General features: G+C 47.5%; 15 protein-coding genes. 14 read left to right on the forward strand and 1 reads right to left on the reverse strand.

The genetic code is table 11. The annotated features are described in order from the left end of the window. Positions 1 to 157 precede the first annotated feature (157 nt). The 6 genes from ACT6R0_RS11645 (at position 158) to ACT6R0_RS11670 (ending at position 4901) form a co-directional block, all read left to right on the forward strand. Entirely contained in the window at positions 158 to 574 is a 417-nt protein-coding gene (locus tag ACT6R0_RS11645; protein ID WP_444653215.1) for a DUF2007 domain-containing protein, read from the forward strand. After that, positions 571 to 1188: a dethiobiotin synthase gene (bioD, locus tag ACT6R0_RS11650; protein WP_444653214.1), complete on the forward strand. Its 618-nt coding sequence runs from the start codon at positions 571 to 573 to the stop codon at positions 1186 to 1188. Before ACT6R0_RS11645 ends, bioD begins: the two co-directional genes overlap by 4 nt. Beyond that, entirely contained in the window at positions 1188 to 2498 is a 1311-nt protein-coding gene (gene bioA, locus ACT6R0_RS11655) for an adenosylmethionine--8-amino-7-oxononanoate transaminase (protein WP_444653213.1), read from the forward strand. The genes bioD and bioA overlap by 1 nt, the downstream gene beginning before the upstream one ends. Before the next feature lie 66 nt (positions 2499 to 2564). Then, positions 2565 to 3704: a beta-ketoacyl synthase N-terminal-like domain-containing protein gene (locus tag ACT6R0_RS11660; RefSeq protein WP_444653212.1), complete on the forward strand. Its 1140-nt coding sequence runs from the start codon at positions 2565 to 2567 to the stop codon at positions 3702 to 3704. Between the two features lie 73 nt (positions 3705 to 3777). Further along, positions 3778 to 4344 (forward strand): aminoacyl-tRNA hydrolase, encoded by a 567-nt coding sequence (pth, locus tag ACT6R0_RS11665; protein ID WP_444653211.1) that lies wholly within the window; start codon positions 3778 to 3780, stop codon positions 4342 to 4344. Between the two features lie 50 nt (positions 4345 to 4394). Beyond that, complete coding sequence (locus ACT6R0_RS11670; protein WP_444653210.1) at positions 4395 to 4901, forward strand: hypothetical protein; 507 nt, start codon at positions 4395 to 4397, stop codon at positions 4899 to 4901. A gap of 52 nt (positions 4902 to 4953) precedes the next feature. Here ACT6R0_RS11670 and ACT6R0_RS11675 read toward each other — a convergent pair whose 3' ends face one another. Beyond that, positions 4954 to 7602, reverse strand: a complete 2649-nt coding sequence (locus tag ACT6R0_RS11675; RefSeq protein ID WP_444653209.1) for a reprolysin-like metallopeptidase — start codon at positions 7600 to 7602, stop codon at positions 4954 to 4956. Between the two features lie 191 nt (positions 7603 to 7793). Here ACT6R0_RS11675 and ACT6R0_RS11680 point away from each other — a divergent pair, with 191 nt between their 5' ends. From ACT6R0_RS11680 to ACT6R0_RS11715, 8 genes are all read left to right on the forward strand, one after another. After that, a complete protein-coding gene (locus ACT6R0_RS11680) occupies positions 7794 to 8729 on the forward strand; it encodes a bifunctional riboflavin kinase/FAD synthetase (protein ID WP_444653207.1) in 936 nt (311 codons plus the stop codon). After that, a complete protein-coding gene (locus tag ACT6R0_RS11685) occupies positions 8726 to 10048 on the forward strand; it encodes an HTTM domain-containing protein (RefSeq protein WP_444653206.1) in 1323 nt (440 codons plus the stop codon). Before ACT6R0_RS11680 ends, ACT6R0_RS11685 begins: the two co-directional genes overlap by 4 nt. Positions 10049 to 10319: 271 nt before the next feature. Next, the gene (locus ACT6R0_RS11690) at positions 10320 to 10793 is read left to right on the forward strand and encodes a hypothetical protein (protein WP_444653205.1); all 474 of its coding nucleotides are present in this window, start codon (positions 10320 to 10322) and stop codon (positions 10791 to 10793) included. Between the two features lie 68 nt (positions 10794 to 10861). Next, entirely contained in the window at positions 10862 to 11947 is a 1086-nt protein-coding gene (gene bioB, locus ACT6R0_RS11695; protein WP_444653204.1) for a biotin synthase BioB, read from the forward strand. A 156-nt stretch (positions 11948 to 12103) separates the two neighbouring features. Continuing rightward, positions 12104 to 13765: a tetratricopeptide repeat protein gene (locus ACT6R0_RS11700; protein ID WP_444653202.1), complete on the forward strand. Its 1662-nt coding sequence runs from the start codon at positions 12104 to 12106 to the stop codon at positions 13763 to 13765. A gap of 122 nt (positions 13766 to 13887) precedes the next feature. Further along, on the forward strand, positions 13888 to 16134 hold the full coding sequence (locus ACT6R0_RS11705) for a VPS10 domain-containing protein (RefSeq protein ID WP_444653201.1): 2247 nt from the start codon (positions 13888 to 13890) through the stop codon (positions 16132 to 16134). A gap of 172 nt (positions 16135 to 16306) precedes the next feature. Continuing rightward, positions 16307 to 20983, forward strand: coding sequence for a choice-of-anchor L domain-containing protein (locus ACT6R0_RS11710; RefSeq protein WP_444653199.1), 4677 nt, complete (start codon positions 16307 to 16309; stop codon positions 20981 to 20983). Between the two features lie 170 nt (positions 20984 to 21153). Further along, complete coding sequence (locus ACT6R0_RS11715) at positions 21154 to 22089, forward strand: PorP/SprF family type IX secretion system membrane protein (RefSeq protein WP_444667393.1); 936 nt, start codon at positions 21154 to 21156, stop codon at positions 22087 to 22089. Positions 22090 to 22098: the final 9 nt, after the last annotated feature.

Genomic DNA, 22098 nt, shown 5'->3' on the forward strand with positions numbered 1-22098 from the left:
AGTAAAAACGTGTTAATTTTGTTATTGAGCCTTTCAAAATTAAGAATTGTTCAATCGGTTAATGGTAATATTATATTAAAAGTTTGCTGATCAGTTGGTAAAGAATAACAGTGAGGTTTAATGCAAAAGCTTACATTTGATCTAGTAATTTTGCAGTATGGAAAATGAGTTTGCCAAAATAGGTTCGTATCAATATTCTTCTGAAGCCATTATCGTAAAAGGGAGGCTTGAAGCAGAGGGTATCGAGGTCTTTATGGAAGATGGCTTTACGATCGATTTTGGCCCACTCGTTAGCAATGCTATAGGAGGCGTAAAACTTTTTGTCAGGTCAGAAGATCTCGTGGTAGCTAATAATGTATTGGCGGAAATAAGCCAGTATTCATTAGATAGCAAAGGCCATCCCGTTACCTGCCCAAAGTGCTGCAGTAGCACTGTAAATGTATTTACCACGATAAAAGACAGGAAAGCACTTTTATCCTTCCTGTTCGGGGGTGTACTATTTGGAACACTGCCACCCTATGTGAAATATGTTTACCGATGTAATAATTGTAGTAACGAATTTGCTATCCAATGAAACTATTCATTACCGGGATAGGTACCGATGTAGGCAAGACAGTCGCTTCAGCCATTGTTACCGAAGCCCTGGAGGCCGATTACTGGAAGCCCATACAGGCGGGTGATATCAATGACTCAGACAGCCATAAGATAGGGAAATACATTTCCAACCCGAAGACAACAATATTCCCCAACAGCTATACGCTAAATACACCGGCGAGCCCGCACCTGGCGGCTGAAATTGATGGTATTGCTATTGACCTGAAAAACATAAAAGAACCAAAGGCCAAAAACCACCTCGTGATAGAGGGCGCGGGAGGGATACTCGTACCGTTGAATGATACCGATGTGGTGGCCGACCTGATCCAACCTGAGTATAAGGTCATTGTAGTGAGCCGACATTACCTGGGCAGCATCAATCATACGCTGATGACTATTGAGCTCTTGAAAAGCAGGGGAATAAATGTTGCGGGAATTATTTTTAATGGAGATGAAAATGCTTCTACCGAAGGCATCATATTACAGAGGACAGGTATAAAAATGATAGGCCGTCTAGACAACGAGCCATATTTTGATAAAAACGTGATCCTTGACTACGCCGACCGTTTCAGGGAAGATCTATTAAGCATATAATGAGAAAGAGTGAGCAAATTCCCCCTTTGGGGGTTAGGGGGCTGGTAGCACGCGATAAGCAATTTTTATGGCACCCCTACACCCAGCATAAAACCGCGACACCACCTATAGGTATTGTAAAAGGCCAAGGGGCATTGCTGTGGGATGAGGATGGAAAACAGTACATAGATGCCATTGCCTCCTGGTGGGTAAACCCATACGGGCACAGTAATAAGTACGTTGCCGATGCCATTTACAAACAGCTTACTTCGTTGGAGCATGTGCTGTTCGGTGGGTTCACGCACGAGCCTGCGGTGCTTTTGGCCGAAAGGCTGACTGAAATACTGCCATCAGGCCAACGAAGGCTATTCTTCTCAGATAACGGCTCGACAGCGGTGGAGATCGCACTAAAAGTGGCACTGCAGTATTTTTATAACAAAGGGGAAAAGCGTACTAAGATCATCGCTTTTGAGAATGCCTTTCACGGCGATACTTTTGCGGCGATGGCGGCAAGCGGCATATCTTTTTTTACCGAAGCATTTCGCGGCTCGCTGATAGAGGTGGAGCGCATTCCGGTGCCGATTGAAGGAAATGAGCAGGAAAGTTTTGATGCATTAAGCAAACTTGCCGCCACAGGCGAGTATGCCGCCTTCATCTTTGAGCCGTTGGTGCAGGGTGCGGCGGGCATGGTAATGTACTCACCCGAAGCGCTCGACGAGCTGATGGGCATCTGCAAAAGCAGCACTATTTTTACCATTGCCGACGAAGTAATGACCGGCTTTGGCAAAACAGGAAAAAATTTCGCCTGCGACTACCTGGCGCAACAGCCCGATATGATGTGCCTCTCTAAAGCGCTTACCGGGGGTACGATCCCAATGGCGATAACTACATTCACGCAGGAGTTGTTCGAGGGCTTTTATGATGACGATGTCAATAAGGCGCTATTCCATGGGCATACCTTTACGGCCAACCCTACAGGATGCGCTGCCGCACTGGCAAGCCTCGATCTGTTGCAAACGGATGAAATGCAGGATAACCTGGTCCGGATCAATAAAAAGCACCTGGCATTTAAGCAGGAAATAGAAAACCACCCAAGAGTTAGAACCGTCAGGGTGCTGGGCGTTATCCTGGCACTCGAAATAACCCGCGAAGGCAATGAGGACTATTATGGGGACTTCCGCAACAGACTGTACGATTTTTTCATTAAACATGGTGTTATCCTGCGCCCTGTAGGTAATATCGTGTATATCCTGCCGCCCTATATCATGAGTAATGAATTGCTGGAAAAAGTTTATGATGTTGTAAGGCAGGCGGTTGAAGAGGTGCGGTAACCCACAGGTTATCCCTGTTGTTGAAGAGGCATTTTATTATGTATTTTTGTGGTAAATTCTAACACATTGGCTTCACCTGTTTCCATCGTTTCCATTGGTTCCGTTTCACCGTTAGGCAGCAGTCCCGGCGAGGTTTGGCAAAGCTATCTGGATGAAAGGCCTTACATCACTATGGGTGCGATCAATGTTGCTGTAGCACAACTGTCACCCCGTCAAGCGGATGACGTAGCAACATTGCGCAACTCAGATCCCAACTACCGCCATTTGGACAATTCGGTACTATATGCCATACTTGCCTCACGCCGGGCTTTAGAAAGCGCGGGGTGGAGCGATGGCGCGTTTGGCATCAACATCGGTTCCTCAAGAGGAGCTACAGGGCTTTTTGAAAAGCACTATTCCGAATTCATAAATACAGGGACTACAGGTGCTCATACATCGCCCGCCACTACGCTGGGCAATATCGCCTCGTGGGTAGCACAAGATGTAAAGTCTTCCGGCCCGGACATATCGCACTCCATTACCTGCTCTACAGCGCTTCATGCGGTGCTCAACGGTGTGGCATGGCTCAACAGCGGTATGGCCGATAAATTCCTTGTAGGGGGCAGTGAGGCCCCGCTTACGCCTTTTACCATCGCGCAGATGCAGGGCATGAAGATCTACTCTAATGTAAACGGCGAATATCCATGCCGCGCGCTCGACCTTGATAAAAGAACCAATACCATGGTGCTGGGCGAAGGTGCTGCCATGGCCTGCCTGGAAACCGGCAAGAGCCCCAATGCGCTTGCATTTATCGAAGGTGTGGGCTATGCGACCGAAACGCTGGAACACGGCGCATCGCTATCGGCCACAGCAGAATGCCTGCAAAGGTCGATGCGCATGGCAATGAAGGATATTGATGTATCTGAAATAGATGTAGTGGTAATGCATGCCCCGGGAACAATAAAAGGAGACCTTTCGGAATACAGGGCAGTACAGGAAGTTTTCGGCGAAAGCCTGCCACTGCTCACCAGCAACAAATGGAAGTTAGGGCATACCTTTGGAGCTTCCGGCCTCATGAGCCTTGAGCTGGCTGTAATGATGCTCCGGCAAAACCGGTTTATCTGTACTCCGTTCTACCAGCAGCAAAGCGGCCGCGACATTACTAAGATATTAGTGAATTCGGTTGGCTTTGGCGGCAATGCGGTGAGTATTTTGGTTTCGAAATAGATACTATCTTTGCACCATGAACTGGCTAACCTCCCTCTTTGCAACAAAACAGGAAAAAGAACCAATTGATCCTATGAAAAAATACCTCATTGCCTGCCTGGGCAACATTGGCGCCGAATATGTAAATACCCGCCACAACATTGGCTTTAAAGTGGCCGATCATATTGCAAAACAGGAAGGAGCATCGTTTGAGACGGTAAAGCTCGGCACAGTGGCTGAAGTGAAAATAAAGGGCAAAACGGTATTTCTGCTCAAGCCCAATACCTACATGAACCTGAGTGGCAAAGCCATAAAGTTCTGGCTCGATAAAGAGAACATTCCTCTCGAAAATTTACTGGTCGTTACTGATGACCTCAATATCCCGTTCGGGACCATACGCATCAAAGCTAAGGGAAGCGATGGCGGCCACAATGGGCTGAAGAGTACCCAGCAGCTGCTTAATACTGCCGATTACGCACGTTTCCGTTTTGGCATCAGTGATGATTTCAAAAAAGGGAAGCAGGTGGATTATGTGCTTGGCGAATGGGATGAGGACGAGAAAGCAAAGCTGCCCGAACGCCTTGACATAGCATCCGAAGCGGTAAAGTCGTTCGTACTTTCTGGCCTGGCCAATACCATGAGCACTTATAACGGAAAATAAACACAGGCAGTGGCCTCAAATTTGTATCTTTAGAAGTAAAGATACACGTCATGAAGAAGATCGCCTTTTCATTCCTGCCCATTTTACTGATAGCCTGTGCCTCAAAAAAAGACATGGCTTTGGGGGCGGATGGTAAGCCCGTCATTCACAGCCAATGTAATGAAAGTGGTGAATGTAAAATAGAAGTTTTAAAAGATAAAAGCCTCGATATTAAAACTGATGGGACCGGTATGCTATACTATATCCTCGAAGATACTCCCGGGAAAATAGTGGTGCGTTATACTTATGACCTGATAGTACCGAAAGATGTTGAGGATGCGGGTTATACAGAAACCATTATTTTCGAAACCGATAAAGGATTTTCCAACCTGCATAAAGCAAACCCGAAAGATGTAAAAATGCTATTTGGCGTGCAGTGCTTTTGCCGCGGAAAGGCCGGGTTCTATAAAGTAAGTGAGGGGATCATTGATTATTCAGACAAGCAGCTCATCATCAAACTTCCGGATGATATTGTGGATGAGCAGAGGCTAAATTATGCATTAATTTCATTCAGATAAAAACGAAAGGCGCCTCAATTGAAGCGCCTTTGTTCATATTATATTGATCGGATCAATTCACTACGATCTTTTTTACAGCCTTTCTTGCGCCATCCTGCACGGTTACAAGATACACGCCTGACTGTATGTTGGAAAGGTTTATATTTCCGGAGAATACGCCTGTATTTTCGTAAGAGGCATTGTATACTTCACGTCCCCTCATGTCATGTACGCCAACCTGGATGGCATTCTCAGAATCGGAGGTAAAGCCTACCGTAAAGCTGCCGTTGTTCGGGTTGGGGTAAAGTGTAAAGTTTTTCAGGCTGAAGCCGTCAACCGCATTTACGGTTTGCGAGCAGATCTCAACAAACCATGAGTTCACGGTTCCTGTATCTCCCTGCCCAAGGTCGGCAAAGGCGAGTATCCAGTTTCCCTGGCCCTGGGTGCCTTCAAATTCCGACAGGGACGCCGCCGGAGCTATGGTGCCGGTAGTTGGCGAACCACAGTTAACGGCCGATCCGGTATCGCTAAACGTAACATTCAGGTCGTTGCTGTCGTTGCAATAAAATTCCCAAAGCAGTACCTGCGAGTTATCCGGCCTGGCTATGATAATGCCAAGATCGCCAAGGTAACTGTGTGTAATGTTCACACCCACGTTCACACTTTGGATCACTGCGCTATCCGGCACGTTCAGCACCGATGTTGTAAAATTGGCATTGTTGTCGGGGATGGCTACCGGTGTATTGTTCGTATACGTATTACAATCGGTTACTACTTCCACGCCTATGGAAAAAGGCGCCTGGTTCACCGCATAATAAATGTTATTAACTGCCTCGACCATTATCCTGCACGATATAGCCTCTACATTAGGCGCTGTAATAGTTTCTGTGCCATCATTAGGTGTATTGGCCGCAAGCACTGTTGGCCAGGTAAGCCCACCGTCGGTAGAAAGAAGGATGTTCACGTTGGCGGTGTTTATACTGTTCGCGGTGGTCCCTGCCACGTTCCATGTAATGGTCTGGGTACTGCCCTGTTCCCATGTAGTATTTGCGGCAGCTTGCGACGTTACTGTGAAAGGCCCTGCAGTGTTGTTGACCACAACGCTCATGTTGCGGCGAGCGGTCTGTCCGCCATTCGGAGTATTGTTATCCCTTACGGTCAATGCAAAATTCAGTGTGCGGCCTACGGTCGGAACTACCTCCCATGTAGGGGCGAGGTTATTGTTAAGCACGCTCGAAAGGACAGGCATGTACCTGTTGGGCGATACCGACGGGTCCAACGACCTGAAATTTGGCCCGGTAGTACTGGTTGAAATAGGAGTTTGGTCTACGGTAGAGTTCGCGCCGTTGGCATTGGTCTGCTCCCAGCAATAGGTTAGTGCGTCGCCATCTGCATCAGTCGCATTACCTTTCAGTATGAAAGCCGTGCCTTTAGGGATGTTGTAATTTGGCATGGCAATAATGACAGGAGGGGTATTATTGTTGGCAACTTCTACGCCGCATCCGCCATTTCCGTTCACAAAGTTAAACATTTGGTTAAGGCTTACCGCATGGAAATAATCGTCTGAATTGCTTTGCACGTTCGGGGGGCTAATGCCTGCGTAGGCCATGATAGTGCTGCCGCTGCCGGGTTCTACTGCATTGCCAGCAGACCTTTGGAAAGCATTGTTAAAAGTATGGTTCGCGCCAAACTGGTGTCCCATTTCATGCGCTACATAATCAATGTCGAAGGGATCGCCAACAGGCGCAGGGCTTCCTGTTACTCCCTGGGCCTTAACTTGTGAACATACCGACCCTAAAGAGGCTATCCCGCCGCCGCCGGTGCCAAACACGTGGCCTATGTCATAATTCGCAGATCCGATGCCGTTATTTATAATGGCCTGTATCTGGTCGATCATTACGCCTTCGTTATTATTTTGAAGGTTGTCCGAAGTAATGAAGATAACATTCTCATTGGTTGGCACTATTTGCATTGTTAGCGACATGTCTTTTTCATACAGGCCGTTCACACGTGTCATCGTTACGTTCATTGCTGCAAGGACGGCTGCTTTTTTCTGGGCCAGTGAACCGGCGCCCAGGCCTGCGGCATTAACATGGTAGGCAGCATATTCTATCGTACAGGCAAGTGCCAGGCGGTAGGTGCGGAAAATACCGTCGTCCGCCATGGTATTTGGCGGGGCCGGCACATCGGCCATCTCATCGCTTACGCCGCAACGAAAGGTACGGGCAGCTTTTACATTTTTCTTTTTGTAAACAATGTAGTTATTCAGGTCAGTGGTGTAAGGGTCAATATAGGACGTCCCTTTATCAGACATGATCATTGCATGGACCCCAAAGAGGGTAATGCTGAACCTTACTGTTGTGGCTGGATTCTCTATGCCCCGGCCTACATACGACTTTATGTCCGGATGCTGTGCGGCAAGGTCAGGGTGGAGTACGGAGGCTTCATATATCCTGAAGTTCTCAACTTTTCCGTCGCCATTAACGAACGGGATGATCACGTTGGATGTTTGCGCTGAGTGTCGCTGCGGTGCGCCCTCCAGCCGGGACTTTAATTCTGCTAAGTTAATGCTAACGGTGTGGAATGTTGCAGGTATTGCGCTGCGTTCCAGTTTTTCGGACGTGGCCAGCTTCTCCCTGGGCACAGGGGTCCAAACGGGGGACTGGGCATAGGTCAGTGTTGCGGAACCGGCCAATAATAAGTAGAATAGTAGTTTTTTCATAATAAAATTACATTAATAGGGTGTAAAAATAGGAATTTACTGTCTGAATTTTAACATATTTTATGAAAATAACATTTCTTTAGGCTTATCATTTTTTCCTGCCGCCTATTATTGTCTACTTGTTTAAATACAGGACAAAATTTTGCCATGCTGGCCGCTTTACTTAAATTTGCTCAACTTAATGCTGCGGTTTGAAAATTTTTAATTCAATACAGGAATTTAATTCCCCTACAAAAACAGTTGTAACGCTTGGTACTTTCGATGGCGTGCACAAAGGCCACAGTAGCATTCTGGACAGGCTCATTGCCACCAGCAAGGGATCGGGCTGCGAAAGCCTTGTGCTTACGTTTTTCCCCCATCCGCGTATGGTATTGCAGCAAAACACCGATATAAAACTATTGAGCACGATCCAGGAAAAGGCACAGATGCTTGAAGATCACGGGCTCGATAACCTTATCATACATCCATTTGACCTGGCTTTTTCCAGGCTCACGGCCGAAGAGTTCGTAAAGGATATTTTGGTCGACAGGCTCAACATCTGCAAGATCATCATAGGGCATGACCACCGTTTTGGACGCAACCGGACTGCTAATATAGACGACCTGATACGCTTTGGAAATGAATACGGCTTTGAGGTAGAAAAAATATCTGCCCTTGCCGTAAATGAAGTTTCGGTAAGCTCGACCAGGATACGCAATGCCCTCGCGGCCGGCGAAATTGCTATCGCGAATATGTACCTTGGCTACCCTTATTTTCTTACGGGTACAGTGGTAACGGGCAAACAATTGGGCAGGACTATCGGCTTTCCTACCGCTAATATTTCGGTTAAAGAAGATTATAAGCTTATCCCGGCCAATGGCGTATACGTAGTATCGGCGATCATTGACGGAAAGGCCGAAGAAGGTATGATGAACATTGGGGTCAGGCCAACGGTCGATGGCAACAGCCTTTCTATAGAAGTACATTTCCTTAACCTCGATAAAGACCTTTATGGAAGGGAGATAACGATAAATGTACACCACAGGCTGCGGGACGAACAAAAGTTCGCATCGTTCGATGCGCTAAAAGAGCAGCTTTTTGCAGATAGGGAAAATTCCGTCATGTACTTTAAGCAGAATAGTGTATGAAGTGCCTGTTTCGCGAAATAGATAATGCGCCTTTGGTCATTTTCAGGATATTCCTGGGGTTCCTTTTAGCTTGCGAAACATTTGGAGCGATACTTACCGGTTGGGTAAAAAGTAACCTGGTCGATGTAAAATTCACTTTTTCGCATATCGGGATGGAATGGCTGCAGCCGTTGCCGGGTAACGGAATGTATTATTACTTCGCAGCCATGGGTGTTTTGGGCCTTTTGGTAATGATAGGTTTTAAATACCGTTTGAGCATTGGGTTGTTCACTATTCTTTGGGCCGGAGCCTATTTCATGCAAAAAACGTCCTATAATAACCATTACTATCTGCTGCTGCTGGTATGCTTCATTATGTTTTTCCTTCCTGCGCACCGTTATGCCTCGATAGATGCAAAGCTGGATGCTTCAATAAGAAAACTGACAATGCCTGCCTGGTGCTCCTGGATAATGATAGCGCAGGTAAGCATTGTGTACTTTTATGCAACCGTTGCCAAGTTTTACCCCGGCTGGCTAAACGGTAGTTTTACCCACGACCTTCTGGAACGCTCAGTATCCGATCCCGGGCTTAAGGCATTTATGACAGAAAAGTGGTTTTACCTTTTTATCGCCTATGCTGGCATTGCCTTTGATATGCTTGTGGTGCCCCTGCTGCTTTACAGGAGAACAAGGACCGCGGCGCTCATAGCCTCGGTAGTTTTTCACATATTCAATGCCATTACGCTCCAAATAGGCATATTCCCGTTTTTTGCCCTCAGTTTTGTGGTATTCTTTTACCCTCCCGAAAAAATGAGGTCGTTATTTTTAAAGAGAAAGCCTCAGGTAACAGCGTATGAACAGACTGATGAAGGCACTAATATCCTGAGATATGTAATGCTGCCTTACCTTGCAGTACAATTGCTGCTCCCGTTGCGCCACCACCTCATTAAGGGCGATGTGCTCTGGACCGACGAAGGCCACCGCCTGAGCTGGCGCATGATGCTGAGGTCGCGTTCCGGCGATACCGATCTTAGGGTCGTAGATAAAAAGAATGGCAACCAGCTTTACTATGGCGTGAACCAAGACCTTACGCATAAGCAGAGCAGCACTATGGAAACCCACCCCGACATGATATGGCAGATGGCGCAGCGTATCCATGACCATTATGAAAAAGAAGGGGTCGATGTCGCCGTGTATGCCGATACTTACGTATCTGTGAATAACGGTAAGTTTTTGCGCCTTATTGACCAGAACGCCGACCTGGCAGCTGCAGATTGGGATCACTTGTTTCATTGCGACTGGATATTGCTGTACGATGACGAAGGGAAACTTGTGAACTGATACCAATAAGTAGATATTGAATTGTGATCAGTCGCTAATAATAAATGCACTTGGCCTAACTTTCAAGACATTTAACAATCCTTTAATTTAATCATATTTCTTTTATTAAAATTTTATTAATTCATATTTGAATGTGCGTTTTTATGGCTAAATTCGAATAGGATAAAGCTTAAAGGCGGAGTGTAATTAAACTTACCTTTCTTATGCTTTAGTTCGTAAGCTATTGCTGTCTAATGCTTTAACTGAATATAAAACAAAAACATAAAAGGATATGAAAACTTCAAGGATCTTGATCAACGGGTTGATAATTTATATAGGGATAGCAGCCTTTTTCCTGGTAATGGAAGCTGCGGGACTCAAAGACCAGATCTATTTAAGGCTGGTAAATTTCATCTTTGTGATCTATGGTGTTAACAGGACTATAAAAGGTAATTTTAAAGATCGCCTTAATGGTTATTTCGCCAATCTTGTGTCGGGTATCGCAACGGCATTGACAAGTCTTGTGCTTGGGATAATAAGTTTTGTGATATATGCAGAATACAGGGGCGGCAATGAATATCTCCAAAGCTTCCCGCGCAGCTATGTGCTTGGCGGAGGTGAGCCGGAGATCAGCGAATTCATAATAGGGCTAGCCCTTGAAGGAGCCGCAGCTTCTGTGATCGTGTCGTTCACGCTGATGCAATTTTGGAAGGATAAAGTAGAGAAAATCAATGAGGTGGACGATATTGCCCACAGGCCCCACTAATCTTTAGGTAAGCGGACTGTATTTACAACGGAATTTCCTTATTTTTGGAGCAACTTAAAAATTCCGTTATGAGCATTACAAGGCACGACTGGACCAAAGAAGAAATAATAGCCTTATACAATAAGCCGATGATGGACCTGCTTTATGAAGCAGCATCGGTACACAGGCAAAATCACGACCCTAATGTAGTGCAGGTATCTACACTGCTTTCCATAAAAACAGGCGGCTGCCCCGAAGATTGCGGCTATTGCCCGCAGGCTGCCCGTTACCACACACACATAGAAGGCAATGACCTTATGAGCGTGCAACAGGTAAAAGCACAGGCATTGCGTGCCAAAGCCAGCGGATCGAGCCGCGTTTGCATGGGCGCTGCATGGCGCAACGTAAAAGACGGCCCTGAGTTTGACGATGTGCTCGAAATGGTGCGCACCATCAACAAGTTGGATATGGAGGTTTGCTGCACGCTGGGCATGCTTACTGAGAACCAGGCAGCACGTTTAGCAGAAGCCGGGCTATACGCTTACAACCATAATCTTGACACATCTGAAGAGTATTATAAGGAGGTGATCTCTACCCGGGGGTATGAGGACCGCCTGCAAACCATAGCCAACGTACGCAAAACCAACGTTACTGTGTGCAGTGGCGGCATAATAGGCATGGGAGAGAGTGTAGAGGACCGTGCCGGAATGCTTGTGGCGCTCGCATCGCTTAGCCCACAGCCGGAATCAGTGCCGATAAACGCACTGGTAGCCGTTGAAGGTACACCAATGGAAGATGAAAAGCCTGTTGAGATCTGGGAAATGATACGCATGGTGGCTACTACCCGCATCGTAATGCCCGAAACACAGGTAAGGCTTTCGGCAGGGCGCACGCAAATGAGCCGCGAAGGCCAGGCCATGTGCTTTTTTGCAGGTGCCAATTCCATCTTCGCAGGCGATAAGCTGCTTACCACGCCAAACCCAGATGTGAACGAAGACATGAAAATGTTCGAAATGCTGGGGCTTGTACCGCAAAAGCCGTTTACCAAAGTGTCGCAGCCTAAAACCGTTGAGGCTGAAGACTCGGAATTTGCATCCTTGGGAGAAAAGCCGAAATGGACAAGGCCGGGCCACAAGATCGAACGTAATCTTGAAGCTTCGGGTAAAAAAGCATGATCTGGAAATGATGTTTAAGAGGTAAAGCACGCCTGTACCATATAGCTATGCAGACCCCAATGGTTTTAAACCTTTGGGGTCTTCTGTTATAAGGCAATATTGGTATACTACTTATGCTTATATTTGGCATAACTAACAAGCGTCCCCATCGTCAATATGCAAGAGATATTTAACCGCAAAAAAACTGTGTTCATAGCTTTGCTGTGCCTCTTTTTGTGGGCCCCGGTTAGGGCAAATACCATCGGCTACTGCGATTCGCTTATAAAAAAAGGCATCGATGCGATGTGGGAAAAGGAGCATGTAAGATCGCTTGAGCTGCTTACCGAGGCGCGCAACCTGGCCGAAAAGAACAAGTGGTACAAGCAGCAGTTTTTAGCGACCAACAATATAGGTGCGAATTATTATACCATTCTCGAATATGGCGAGGCGCTGCACTATTATCTCGAAAGTTATAATATAGCCCTTAAAGAGCTGGGGCCAAAGTATGAAATGGTGGTGCTTAATAACATTGCCATCTTATACTCTAAAGAAAAGAATTTCATTAAGGCCAAAGAGTATTTTAAAAAGGCGTATGACATTGCACGGGAAAACAAGGACGGCCCCAAGATAGGCATGTATGCAATGAACCTGGGCAATCTGGCTAACGAGATGGACAGCCCAAAGGAAGCGCGTGATTATATACTGGAGTCGTTCCCTTACCTCAAGTCCGATCCGCAAATGCTTACGCTGGCACAGGTGGGCCTGGCCGATAACGACTTGTTGCAGGGCAATGCAAGGCAGGCACGCGAAAAGGCCATGAACCTGTATAAGACCGCGCCCAACCTGAACTTTAATGAGATAGGCACATCGCTTATGCTTATCATTACCAAAAGCTACCTGCAGGAAAATAACTATGCGATGGCGATAGAGAGCGGCCTGAAGCTATTGGCGACCAAACCCAATGCAGATAACAGGAAAAAGGTGTATGGCGTGCTGTCTACGGCCTACACAAAAAGCGGGGATCATGCTGAGGCGTTGCGGTACAAAGACTCGATAGTGGCGGCTATTGAAGAGCTGGAGGAAACCAAGGATAAGATATTGCTGAGCAGCAACGAGGCAAAGTTCAGGATACAGGATTACAAGAACCAACTGGCCATAAATGAGGAGAAAAGCTCGGCAGAACGAAGCCTTTTCTACTTTATCATAGGAGGTATTGTAGCTGTTGTGGCCATCATCCTGCTTATTCTTCGCAATATATCGGTAAAGCTCAAGCAAAAGAAACTTATTGCCGAACAAAACGAAAAAGTGATCGCGCTGGAACTGGAGAAAGAAAAAAATGAGAACCTGCTCCTTGAAAAGCAGATACGCGAAAAGGAAACCCAGGCCCTGCTGGAACAGGAACGCCTCCGTAACGAGATAGAGGCCCGCAACCGCAAGCTTTCGGCAAAGGCGCTGTACCTTTCGGGAAGGAATGAACTGATAGAAGAGGTAATATCATCACTATCCCAGGTGCCGGCACTCGCTGGCGACCGATCGCTATCCGGCCATATCAAAACGCTGAAGGGCCACCTGAAGACGGACCACGAGTGGGACAGTTTCATTACCCATTTTGAAGAAGTGAACCACGGCTTCCTGAACCGACTCAAAAACCTGCACCCTTCGCTCAACGCTAATGACGTGCGCTTCATCTCATATGTGTACATGAACCTTAGCACAAAGGAAATTTCATCTATGCTTAATATTACGCCCGAGGCTTGCCGCAAAAGGAAGGAACGCATAGCCGCTAAAATGGAGTTGCCGGAAGATGTTTCTTTATATGATTATTTATCAAACGTTTAAATGTAGGCGATCACGGAATTTAGGATTTTATGTCACACTATTTCCGTTTTAAATTTTTGTTATGTAATTGTTTTTAATGAAAATTGTGGGGTGAATTATTACCAACAAAAAAAACAATTAGCATGAAAAAAATTACGATCCTCGCAATGCTGCTTATGGCGGGCTATACAGGGCACGCACAGTATAGCTACGAAGCAGTAGACGATTTTGGAAGGCTGGAAGGCCTTACCTATGATCTCGAAACGCAAAATAAACTGTACGCGGTCTCCCTTAACAATCATATAGTCGTATCCTATGACAACGGCGAAACGTGGGACCTTTTGTTCGCTTATCCGCATACTACCGCCAGGATCACGAACCTTCACATGCTGGAAGGGAATGAGAACCTGTGCTTTTCTGTACTGAACATGGCATCAGGGAACGGCATTAACATTTATAATGTTGAGGACGGCGAAATTATAAGTACGATAGATCTGCCGGCTATTGAGGGCGAAGTGACAGTGAATAATTTTGACGTATACGATAGCGAAGCTACAACGATATTACTGAACCTTAATACACCTGCGGGGTATAATGTATATTATACCACGACCGGAGGGGAGAACTGGACCGAAGTATATGCTTCTGCCGACAATAATAACGTTGCGGCAAGGAATGTTGCGATCAGCCCGGACAACCCATCAAAATTATTCATTGCCCGCGGACAGGGAAATACTAGTGTTGACGGTGGCCTGCTTATATCCACGGATGCCGGTGAAACATGGACCGAAAAACTGGCGGGCATACCACTTAACCCGATCGATTTTAACCCGGCTAATGCCAATGACATTATTTTAGGCACCGATGTTAATTTTTCTGATACAGTAGACGAGAACCTTTACCGCTCTACTGATGGCGGTACTACCTGGAACATCGTTCCGGTGGCCTGGAACGCGGCACCTTATGACAATTTGCTGGTTGTTAAGTTCCATCCTGAACAGAGCAACATTATCTATATTTTGGAAACAGACCAGATAGCTTATACCGAAGATGGCGGGACAACATGGTCGGCGACCCTGTATCCTGAGGAGCAGTATTATGCCGGCCTGCAGATCTCGATAAATCCTTTCAACACGAAAGAAGCTGCGATCACAGCCAATATGTATCCGATGAGGACTATTGATGGTGGCCTGACATTATCCCAAATCAAAAATCAATTTTGTACCGTGAACAGTGTATCGGCAGTGAAATTTGGCACAACGGAACATTTGTACTATGGTGCCCAGGGTGGCAACCTGCATAAAAACTATTCTACCAATATGACGGATGCCTACAATATAGAGTCTGCCGCAACATTTGGTCCAAGTCCTGTGAAGATCATTGCCGACCCGCTTAATGAGGGAAGGGTATTCATGTATGAAGGTGGAGGCTTTTTGGGAGGTGACCTGAACGTAAGTACAGACCATGGGGCTACAAGGCATCAATTAATGCCGGCATCCGGATTTGTAGGTGTTGCCGTAGACCCGGGTAATGACAACATTGTTTATGCGGTACTGGACAGCTGGGGAACAGGCGCTCTCCACAAAATTGACCTTACAGACCTGTCTAACGTACTTACTACAGAGATCATAACTCCGGGAAGTGAAGGCCCAATAGGAGGCATACTTGCTTATACCGGCAAACTTATATTGGCCAAGAACGGTACAGTATACACATCGACAGACCAGGGTACTACCTGGACCGAACTTTACACGGCAGAAGGTGCATTGATCGCCGACATTGCTGCCAATCCGCTAAATGCGAATGGTTTTGGTATTGCCACGACCGACGGGGTTCATGCTACTGCGGATGGTGGAGTTACCTGGACTACGGCTTTGGATGGCATCGATACCCGTAAAGTTGCCTTTTCAGACCTTAATGACGGTATAATGGCAGTTGGTGTTTACAATGCGGAAACTAATAATGATGCTTACATTACGTATTACAACGGTGGCGGATGGGTAACCGTTTCATCTGAAGAGATGAACTACCTGCAGTCATACGCCATGGATTTCAACTTTGTGGGCGACAATATTAATGCCTATATCGGGACATTTGATATGGGCGTGATACGCTACAGTTTCCCTATCGAGACGATGGGTATCCAAGACCCATCATCGTCTGCGAACAAAGTGATCGTAGCGCCAAACCCGGCATCAGACATTGTAACGATACGAACTTCGCAGCTGTCAGAGGTTAAAAAAGTGGCCGTTTACAGCATCACGGGCCAAAAAGTGCTTGAAGCCACGCAACCTACCATCAATGTTTCGCATCTGAGCAAGGGAGTATATGTGGTTAAGGCCGAAACAGCTTCGGGCGCGGTTACATCTGCAAAACTTGTTAAACAATAAATAGTAGAGTTTAGTTTTTTCCAATCACTGGTTTGCGGCCCTCCGGGGCTGCAAACCATATTTATATAAATTGAATTTAAAACCGTGTCAGAGAAATATCCTATCGAGATCTGGCAGGTTTTAAAAACTTTTCAGGGTATAAATCCTTAGAGGTAAAAGAAGAAAAAAAGATATGAAAAGAATTATTGCAGCATTATCATTATCCCTGTTATTTTCGCTGTGTTGCTATGCACAGGAATTTGAACAGGATTTTGAAGGCCCATGGACCACGGGTACGGGGCCGAATACCGGACCTGCCGGAGGATGGGGGATCTATGAGAACGGAATAGGCACATCGGTACACTGGGTACAAAGCACTGCCGGAAGTGTGCAGCAGCCGGCCTACCAGGGTAGCCATGCCGCCTATGTGAATAAAGAGAGCGTGCCCTCGGGCATTGCAGAAGACTGGCTGGTAACACCGCAGTTTACGGTGCCGCAAAACGGCCAGGTGCGGTTTTTCTCAAGGCTTACTACCCCGCAGGTAGAAGCGAACATCTATGAAGTGAGGATATCCCCGGCACCCATACAGGGCGACCTGGATGACTATGTGCTGCTGGAGGACTGGACAGAAACCGAAATTAATCCGGTATATAACGTATATACCGAAAAAGTGGTGGACATCCCTGCCGAATACTTTGGACAGCAGGTGTACATCGCATTAATAATGAAGAACAATAATGGCGATCGCTGGCTGGTAGACAACTTCAGGGTTGTGGTAAGGTGCATGCCGCCTACAGACATAACCATCCCGGTTGCCGAAATTGGCCAAAACTCGGCGAAGGTAAACTGGACGAACAACAGCGGCGCCACACAATGGGTCGTGGAAGCCGTGCCTCAGGAACAGCCGTTCACAGGAGTGGGGGAGACATTCAACATCGCACCGCCGGTAACCATATTCGGACTCAGTGATTCTACGATCTATAAGGTAAGGGTAAAAGCGGTATGCAGCCCCGGCATGGAGAGTGACTGGAGCGAACCTGCCTACTTTACCACAGATTACACAGCCCCCGGTAATGACGAATGTATGGGCGCAATAGCCCTGACCGTTAACCCTACACAGGCCTGCGCAGTAAGCACGCCTGGACGGGTGATAGAGGCAACGGCGTCGCCGCAGGGCAATACCTGTACGGGCACTGCCGATGACGATGTGTGGTTTGAGTTTACGGCCACCAATGCAAAGCACGTTATTACGCTTGACAACATTACCGGCAGCGACAACGATCTTGTACATGCCATATACGAAGGCGGATGCGGCGCGCTTACCCTGCGCTATTGCAGCGACCCGAATATAAGCAATGCCATTAACCTTACTGTGGGGCAAACTTACAAAGTAAGGGTATATTCTAAATCGGGTACACCGCAGACCACGATGTTCAGCATCTGCGTGACAACGCCACCGCCGCCACCTGTAAACGATGAGTGTGCGGGCGCATTGACCGTTCCTGTAAATGCCGATGATTCCTGCGCGCTTACCGTGCCGGGTACAATCTATTCGGCGACTGCCTCTCCCCAGCCCAATACCTGCGCGGGCAGCGACGATGACGATGTTTGGTTCGAGTTTACCGCTACTAATACTTCGCATGTGATCTCACTTATTAATATCATCGGCGGTACCCCGGACCTTTTTCATGTGGTGTACCAGGGCGATCTGTGTGGGTCGCTTACGCAGCTGTACTGCAGCAACCCGGAGAGCAGTGTGGCGAACGGGCTAATCATCGGTCAAAAATACAAGGTAAGGGTATATTCGTTCACAGGAACGGGAGGGCAAACCTCGGCATTTGATATATGTGTAGGGACACCTCCGCCACCTCCGGCCAATGACGAATGTGCCGCGGCAACAGTGCTTACCGTAAACCCAACATTGGAGTGTACTTCATTTGCATCGGGAACCGTTTCATCGGCAACGCCATCTGCGGAAGCGAATACCTGCATGGGTAGTGATGACGATGACGTTTGGTACCAATTCACCGCGACCAATACCATACACAACATTTCGTTATATAACGTAACAGGAAGCACCAACAACCTGGTACACGTGCTGTATGAAGGAACTGATTGCGGCACGATGGCCCAGCTGTATTGCAGCGACCCGAATACCAGTACGGCGATGAACCTTACCGTAGGCCAAACCTACAAGATAAGGGTATACACCTTTTCATCGACTACCGGACAAAACACTGACTTTACTATTTGCGTAAGCACCCTGCCTCCGGCTCCTGCCAATGACGAGTGCGCCACGGCAACGGTCGTGCCTGTAAACCCTACCGATGTGTGTACGCAAAAAGTACCCGGAACAGTGCTTTCGGCAACGGCATCGCCACAGGCTAATGGTTGTGCAGGTTCGGCAGATGATGATGTCTGGTTTGAGTTTACCGCTACTAATGCATCGCACCTGATCAGCCTGTCGAATGTAACAGGAAGCGCGCCCGACCTGTATCATTCTGTATATTCTGATTGTACTGCATTTACACCAATGTATTGCAGTGATAGTAACAGCAGTGTTGCCAATGGACTTATTGTGGGGCAAGTGTATAAGGTACGTGTTTATACTACTACCGCACTGCCGGGCCAGACAACCGCCTTTGAAATATGCGTGGCTACGCCGCCACCGCCGCCTGCCAATGACGATTGTGCCAATGCGACCGTAGTACCGGTGAACGCAGGTACGGAATGTGCGCAGTTTGCTTCGGGTACGGTATATTCGGCTTCGGCTTCGCCACAGGCCAACATTTGCAACGGAACGGCCGACGATGATGTTTGGTTCACCTTTACGGCAACGCAAACCAATCACGACATTGCTATAACCAATATTACAGGCAGCACCAACGTTTTGGTACATGCGCTTTACCGCGGTAGCGATTGCGGCGCGCTTACCCCGATATATTGCAGCACCGTCAACAGCAGTAATGCATCGTACCTGATACCGGGGCAGCAGTACCTGATACGAATTTTTACAAGTACCGCGGAGATAGGCCAGACATCGGCTTTCAATGTATGTGTGACCACGCCATCGCAGCCTGTATTTACGGATCATACGACCCACACGGTACCGCAGCTTATTTCGGATGTACTGGTAAGCACCGCGTGCGCGCAGGTATCTAACCTTACATGGAAAACCGGTGTTACAGAAGGTTTTGAGGGCGATAACGGCATTGCTTATTTTAATGCCAACGGTTCAGGATTCCCTATAGAGCAGGGCGTGGTGCTGAGCACGGGCAGGGCGTTCCGTTCGCGCGGCCCGAACACTACCGAATTGAGCAATGGCAATGAGGCATGGAGCGGTGATGCCGACCTGTTCAACTATATACAGGGCCTTAATATTGACCCTGAGCTTGCAAGCTATAACAATGCGACGGTCGTAGAATTCGACTTTGTGCCGCTTACAGGGCACATTAGCTTCCCGTTCGTTTTTGCTTCGGAAGAATACGGACAGTACCAGTGTAACTTCTCCGATGCTTTTGCCTTTTTCCTGACGAATACCGCTACGGGAGTGACGACTAACCTGGCACTCCTGCCGGGTACGAACACCCCGATATCGGTAGTAACGATAAGGGATGGCGCCAATAATGAGTGTGCGCCTGCGAACCCGGAATACTACGGGCAAAATAACCAGGGAGGTAATGCCATGGCGGCAGATATCAACTACAACGGGCAAACAGTGCTGCTCACTGCCCAATCGGACGTTGAGGTGAATACAGTTTACCACATCAAGCTGGTGATCGCCGACAGGAACGATGAACTGTTGGATTCGGCAGTATTCATCGGACCGTTCGACATTGGCGATATGGACCTGGGAGAAGACTTTTTGGTAGAGACCAATAATGCCCTTTGCGAAGGCGAAACCTATACCATAGACAGCGACCTGGACCCTGCACTATATGATATTGAGTGGCTGCGCAATGATGTGGTGATCCCCGGCGCTACGGGCCCTGCGATTACGATCACTCAGGCGGGGACTTACACGATACAGGCGCAGTATATCACCTCTACCTGTGTGGCAGAGGAGTCGAAAGTTATAGAGTTCTATGATTCAGTAGCCACAACAACAGGCGATCCGGAGAACATTGTGATATGCAACACAAACGGTACTGCCGAATTTAACTTTACAGATAATACGGCGATCATACTTGAAGGCCTTACTGCTGACGACTATACCGTAAGCTACCACGTATCGCAGGCGAATGCTGATAACAATGAATCGCCGATAGGGCCTTTGTATGAAAACACAGCGTCGCCACAGACGATATATGTGAGGATAGCCAATGACGTGAACGGTTGTGTTGCCATTAAGCAATTTACGATATCAGCACAGGTGATCGATCCTTTACTTGGTTTTGAGGAAGGCTGCCAGGGCAGTAAGTATATGCTTGCGGTATTGGCGCTTAACGGTAATTTTGATCCTGAAACCGCTACATATGCCTGGATGGGCCCGGATGGGTTTACAGCTACGGGAATGGAAATTGAAATACCTGTGCCGGGAGAATATACCGCTGTGGTGACCACTGCCGAAGGCTGTGTGGTAAGCGCCAGCCGTATCGTAGACCAAAATACCTGCCTGATCCCAAGAGGCATTTCACCAAATGGGGATAGCAAGAATGATAGCTTCGACCTTTCCGGCATGAATGTAACTAAGATCAGCATCTTTAACCGGTACGGAATGGAAGTATACAGCTATGGCACCTATACCGACCAGTGGCACGGGCAGGATGCGGGAGGAAAGGAGCTTCCTGTTGGAACGTATTTCTACAGCATCCAAACCATTAGTGGTGAGAGCAAAACGGGGTGGGTGTACATCAACCGCGAAGAATAAAATTCAGGACAGGCTTTTTCGAACTATTTAAGCGAAAAAGCCTGTTTCTTTTAAAAAATCAGCTATTTTAACATTAAACATGCTTTCGTAGTGTACGAAATTAAAAATTTTTCGTTTGCTTTGGAACGAATTAACCAATTCAGGCTGTTTAACCAAACAAACACAGACCAATGAAAAAATTATACTTTGCAGCGTTATTGGCACTTAGTGGCCTTGCTGAGATGAACGCTCAGCAGGACCCGCACTACACGCAGTACATGTACAACATGAATGTGATCAACCCGGCGTATGCCGGTTCTAAGGAGAACCTTGCCTTCGGGCTTTTGTACCGCAAGCAGTGGGTCGACATCCAGGATTCCCCGAGCACGGGTACCTTTTCGGGCCACAGCCCTGTTGGGAAGAACGTAGGATTAGGCCTATCGGCTATCGTAGATGAGATCGGTCCTGTACAGGAGACCAACCTGTATGCCGACTTCTCCTACACCCTTCGCCTTGGCGGTGAGCACAGGCTTGCCCTGGGCTTAAAAGCGGGACTTACCTTCCACGATGTAGGCCTGTATGACGACATCGGTAACGGCTATGTACCGGACCCGGGTGACCCGGCGTTCCAGGAGAACGTGAACAACACGTACTTCAACGTAGGTACGGGGGTTTTCTACTACACGGAGAACTACTACCTTTCTTTTTCAGTGCCGAACATGCTCAAGAGCAAACACCTTAACGTAAGGCAGGGAGATGATTCCTATGATTTCGGTTCAGAGGTATCCCATTACTTTTTAACGGGAGGCTATGTATTTGAGATCGGCGATAATTTTAAGCTAAAGCCCTCGTTCATGGTAAAATCGGCCTTTGGCGTAGACCCTTCGATAGACGGCTCGCTGAACGCTTTGTTCTTCAACAAGTTCGAGATCGGCGCTACCTACAGGCTTGATGATTCCTTTGGCGGAATGGTGAACTATGCCATTACCCCGAATTTGAGGATAGGCTACGCGTATGACCACATCGTATCGGACCTGAAGGTGACCACCCCGGCCTCTCACGAGGTGATGTTGCTGTTCGATGTGAACTTCCCGAAAAAAGTATCACGTTCCCCACGTTATTTCTAACCTAAAGCG

The sequence above is a fragment of the Flavobacterium sp. genome, assembly GCF_052437795.1.
Taxonomy (GTDB): Bacteria; Bacteroidota; Bacteroidia; order Flavobacteriales; family Flavobacteriaceae; genus Flavobacterium.

Bases quoted from the DNA above. Each gene is read 5' to 3' on its own strand.
- ACT6R0_RS11645 (WP_444653215.1), top strand. From the start codon at position 158: ATGGAAAATGAGTTTGCCAAAATAGGTTCGTATCAATATTCTTCTGAA.
- bioD (WP_444653214.1), top strand. From the start codon at position 571: ATGAAACTATTCATTACCGGGATAGGTACCGATGTAGGCAAGACAGTC.
- bioA (WP_444653213.1), top strand. From the start codon at position 1,188: ATGAGAAAGAGTGAGCAAATTCCCCCTTTGGGGGTTAGGGGGCTGGTA.
- pth (WP_444653211.1), top strand. From the start codon at position 3,778: ATGAAAAAATACCTCATTGCCTGCCTGGGCAACATTGGCGCCGAATAT.
- ACT6R0_RS11670 (WP_444653210.1), top strand. From the start codon at position 4,395: ATGAAGAAGATCGCCTTTTCATTCCTGCCCATTTTACTGATAGCCTGT.
- ACT6R0_RS11675 (WP_444653209.1), bottom strand. From the start codon at position 7,602: ATGAAAAAACTACTATTCTACTTATTATTGGCCGGTTCCGCAACACTG.
- ACT6R0_RS11685 (WP_444653206.1), top strand. From the start codon at position 8,726: ATGAAGTGCCTGTTTCGCGAAATAGATAATGCGCCTTTGGTCATTTTC.
- ACT6R0_RS11690 (WP_444653205.1), top strand. From the start codon at position 10,320: ATGAAAACTTCAAGGATCTTGATCAACGGGTTGATAATTTATATAGGG.
- bioB (WP_444653204.1), top strand. From the start codon at position 10,862: ATGAGCATTACAAGGCACGACTGGACCAAAGAAGAAATAATAGCCTTA.
- ACT6R0_RS11700 (WP_444653202.1), top strand. From the start codon at position 12,104: ATGCAAGAGATATTTAACCGCAAAAAAACTGTGTTCATAGCTTTGCTG.
- ACT6R0_RS11705 (WP_444653201.1), top strand. From the start codon at position 13,888: ATGAAAAAAATTACGATCCTCGCAATGCTGCTTATGGCGGGCTATACA.
- ACT6R0_RS11710 (WP_444653199.1), top strand. From the start codon at position 16,307: ATGAAAAGAATTATTGCAGCATTATCATTATCCCTGTTATTTTCGCTG.
- ACT6R0_RS11715 (WP_444667393.1), top strand. From the start codon at position 21,154: ATGAAAAAATTATACTTTGCAGCGTTATTGGCACTTAGTGGCCTTGCT.